The organism is Acidimicrobiales bacterium (assembly GCA_036273495.1).
Taxonomy (GTDB): Bacteria; Actinomycetota; Acidimicrobiia; order Acidimicrobiales; family JAJPHE01; genus DASSEU01.
The window spans coordinates 1-3580 of sequence record DASUHN010000300.1; the positions used below are offsets into that span (position 1 = coordinate 1).

At 73.4% G+C, this 3580-nt stretch carries 4 protein-coding genes; 2 read left to right on the top strand and 2 right to left on the bottom strand.

What is annotated here, in order from left to right; genetic code table 11:
• Positions 1–115 precede the first annotated feature (115 nt).
• Positions 116–1348, bottom strand: a complete 1233-nt coding sequence (locus VFW24_12815; protein HEX5267646.1) for an acyl-CoA dehydrogenase family protein — start codon at positions 1346–1348, stop codon at positions 116–118.
• Entirely contained in the window at positions 1345–1812 is a 468-nt protein-coding gene (locus tag VFW24_12820) for a MaoC family dehydratase (protein HEX5267647.1), read from the bottom strand. The genes VFW24_12815 and VFW24_12820 overlap by 4 nt, the downstream gene beginning before the upstream one ends.
• Before the next feature lie 22 nt (positions 1813–1834).
• Here VFW24_12820 and VFW24_12825 point away from each other — a divergent pair, with 22 nt between their 5' ends.
• Together VFW24_12825 and VFW24_12830 are read left to right on the top strand one after the other, a co-directional pair.
• Positions 1835–2950, top strand: coding sequence for a nitronate monooxygenase (locus tag VFW24_12825; GenBank protein HEX5267648.1), 1116 nt, complete (start codon positions 1835–1837; stop codon positions 2948–2950).
• Positions 2951–2968: 18 nt separating this feature from the next.
• The coding region (locus tag VFW24_12830) for an enoyl-CoA hydratase/isomerase family protein (protein ID HEX5267649.1) at positions 2969–3580 on the top strand (612 nt) is incomplete at its 3' end.

Here is a 3580-nt window from a genome sequence, read left to right on the forward strand (position 1 = left end):
CGATTCCCAGCCGGCCGCCCAGCCGGCCGCAGGAGAGAGAACCTGTTCTCCCGCCCGACTGCCTCCTATCGGACAGGTCGGGCGGGATCTGAGCGCAAGGAGTTGGGAATCGTGCCTACCAGCGGGTGGGATTGTTGGCCACCTCCCGGAACGGCCGGTCCTTGTCGACCCGGGGCTCGGCGGGCAGCCCCAGGACCCGCTCCCCGATCACGTTGAGCTGCACCTGGTCGGTCCCCCCCGCTATGCGCAGCTGGAGGGCCGAGAGCAGCTCGTGCTGCCAGAAGCCGTCGTCGGGGGCGTCCTCGTCCCACAGCGTGCCGGCCGGGCCGAGCAGCCCGATGGCCACCTCGTTGAGCCGCTTCTGGAGGTGGGCGGCGTAGTACTTGAGGAGCGACGGGTTCGGTCCGCCCGGAGCCCCCATCCGGGCGCCGAGAAAGCGCAGGATCCGCGACCGGACGTAGGCGTCGGCCAGCTGCTGGCGCACCACCGGATCCCCGGTCCGGCCCATCCGGGCCGCGGCCGAGATCATCTCCCGGACCTTGTCGCGGCCGCCGCCCCCTCCGACCAGGCCACCCATCAGCATGCGCTCGTGGGCCAGGGTCGTCATCGCCACCGCCCAGCCACCGTTGACCTCCCCGAGGACGTTGGCGTGGGGCACCCGGGCGGAGCTCAGGAAGACCTCGTTGAAGTGGGCGTCCCCGGTCACCTGGCGCAGCGGCCGCACCTCGATGCCGGGCTGGTGCATGTCGATCAGGAAGTAGGTGATGCCCCGGTGCTTGGGCTGGTCGGGGTCGGTCCGGGCCAGGAGGATGGCGTAGTCGGCGATGTGGGCCTGGGTGGTCCAGACCTTCTGGCCGTCGACGATCCACTCGTCCCCGTCCCGCTCGGCCCGGGTGGCCAGCCCGGCCAGGTCCGACCCCGCCCCCGGCTCGCTGTAGAGCTGGCACCACGCCAGGTCCCCCAGGAGGGTGGGCCGGATGAACTGGTCCTTCTGCTCGTCGGTGCCGTGGGCCAGGATCGTGGGCGCCACCATGGTGACGCCGATCCCGGCCGGGACGGCCTGGTGGCACTTGCGCAGCTCCTCCGCCACGATGGCCTGCTGCGCCGGGGACCCGCCCCTGCCGCCGTACCGCTCCGGGTAGCTCACGAAGGAGAAGCCGGCCGCCGCCAGCTCCCGCTGCCATGCCCGCAGGGCCTGGTAGGCCGGATCGGCGGGATCGGGCATCCGGGCCCGGATGCCCCCAGCGGGCGGTGGGTGTTCCTCCAGCCACGCCACCAGCTCGGCCCGTAAGGCGGCGTCGGGCCCGCCCGCGGCGGCGCGGTCGGCAGCGGTCTCGGTCTGGGTCATCCCTCTCCCATCAGGTAGCGGCTGAGCACGTCGGCCACGCATGCCGGCCGGTCCCCGCCCTCGATCTCCACGGTCACGCGCATGGCGGCCTGGACCCCGCCGGCCACGTCGGCCACCGCCAGTACCTCCACCCCGCCCCGCAGGCGGGAGCTGACGGGGACGGGGGCGGGGAAGCGCACCCGGTCCAGCCCGTAGTTGATGCCCATGGCCATGCCCTTCACCTCGACGACCTGGGGCAGGAAGTAGTTGACGAGCGACAGCGTCAAGTAGCCGTGGGCGATCGTCGTCCCGAACGGCCCGGCGGAGGCCCGGGCCGGGTCGACGTGGATCCACTGGTGGTCCCCGGTGGCCTCGGCGAACAGGACGATCCGCTCCTGGCCCACCTCCATCCAGGAGCTGTGGCCGAGGTGGCGCCCGACCGCCTCCCGCAGCCCCTCCACCCCGTCGATGACCGTCGGCGCCATGCGGCGCGGAATAGTAGGGGGCGTGGTCGATACCCCCGGCAGCCCGCCGCCCGGTCAGCCCGGCGGTCATCCCGTCCTGGACACGCCCATCTGCTCCCTCCTCGGCGTGCGCTGGCCCCTCGTGCAGACGGGGATGGGCTGGGTGGCGGGCCCCCGTCTGGTGAGCGCCACCGCCGAGGCGGGGGCGCTCGGGATCCTGGCCTCGGCCACCATGACCTACGACGAGCTGGTGGCCGCCATCCGGGAGGTCAAGGCCCGGACCCGGCAGCCGTTCGGGGTCAACATCCGCTCCGACCAGTCCGACGTGGGCCGGGTCGTCGATCTGCTGGTGGCCGAGAAGGTGCGCGTGGCCAGCTTCGCCCAGGCCCCCAACGAGAAGCTGATCAAGCGGCTCAAGGACGGCGGGATCGTGTGCATGCCGACGGTGGCGGCCCGGCGCCACGCCGAGAAGGTCGCGGCGTGGGGGGTCGACGCCGTGATCGCCCAGGGCCAGGAGGGCGGGGGGCACACCGGCCAGGTGCCGACCTCCCTCCTCCTGCCCCAGGTCTGCGAGGCCGTCGACATCCCGGTCCTCGGCGCGGGCGGGTTCATGGACGGCCGCGGCCTGGTGGCGGCCCTGGCGTGGGGGGCGGCGGGCATCGCCATGGGCACCCGGTTCCTCCTGACCCGGGAGAGCACCGTGCCCGACCACGTGAAGGCGCGCTATCTGGAGGCGGCGGTGACCGACACCGTGGTCACCCGGGCGGTGGACGGCATGCCCCAGCGCGTGATCCGCACCCCTCTCGTCGACCGTCTCGAGCGCTCACGGGGCCCGGCGGCGCTGGCGCGGTCGGTCGGCAGCGCCCTGCGCCTCCGCCGGCTCACCGAGACCGGCCTGATCGAGCTGGTCCGGGAGGGGAGGGCCATGCGCCGCTCCGGGGACCTGACCCTGGCCCAGATGGCCATGGCGGCCAACGCCCCGATGCTCACCCGGGCCACCATGGTCGAGGGCCGGTTGGAGACCGGGATCCTGCCGACCGGGCAGGTGACCGGGCGCATCGAGAGCCTGCCCACCGTGGCCGAGCTGGTCGACTCGATCGTGGCCGGCGCCGCCGAGACCCTGGACCGCCTGGCGGCGGCTCCCGTCGGACGACCCTGAGGAGGAGTCTTGGCCCTGGTGGAGATGGCGCAGCCGGCGCCGCACGTCCGTCTGCTCACCCTCAACCGTCCGGAGCGGCTCAACGCCCTCGACTGGGCCCTGGTGGGTGCGATCCACGACGCCCTCGACGAGGTGGCCGACGACCGCGACTGCCGGGTGGCGGTGATAACGGGGGCGGGCCGGGGCTTCTGCGCCGGGCTCGACCTCACCGAGATGGGCACCCTCCCTGGTGCCGGCGAGCACACCCAGGTGGATGTGCGCACCGGCGGCCAGGAGTTCATCGCCAAGCTGCCGGTGCACATGCGCGCCACCCCGCAGATCATCCTGGCCGCGGTCAACGGGCCGGCGTTCGGCGGCGGCCTCAGCCTGGCGTTGGCCGCCGACCTGCGCATCGCCTCCCGCTCGGCCCGGTTCTGCTCCGCCTACATCCGCACCGGTCTGTCCGGCACCGACATCGGGGTGAGCTGGCTCCTTCCCCGCCTGGTCGGCGCCTCACGCGCCTTCGACATGATCGTGAGCGGCCGCGACGTGGACGTCGACGAGGCCGAGCGCATGGGACTGGTGTCGCGTGTGGTGGCCGATGACGCCCTGGTCGAGTCCGCTCTCGAGCTGGCGGAGGGGATCAGCTCC